General features: G+C 52.5%; 1 pseudogene. It reads right to left on the bottom strand.

What is annotated here, in order from left to right:
• A pseudogene (locus ACZ3HH_RS29790) lies at positions 1–278 on the bottom strand (UvrD-helicase domain-containing protein); the annotation flags it as partial.

Genomic DNA, 278 nt, shown 5'->3' with positions numbered 1-278 from the left:
CATTCCCGGCGATGCCTGAGTAAGTGCAATCTTAGAAAGCCTGTACCAGAAATTCTCTGTGTCCCGTGCAAAGGGAACCATACCGGGGCCATCGAATGAGTACTCCGGCATGCTGGCGACCAAACGACGTGTCATGCTTGCAAGATGCGTCCACTGTGGCGCGAGAATGCACACCTCGTGAGGTGAGATGCCCATAGTCTCAATGTTGAAACGGATGAGCCGGATGAGCTCAGCGTCCAGATCATTTTTGCTCACTGTGTCGTCGAATGAAATAAGGC

It is taken from the genome of Pseudomonas sp. PME37.24/025 (assembly GCF_055556615.1).
This window is presented reverse-complemented; position numbering and strand designations above follow the sequence as displayed.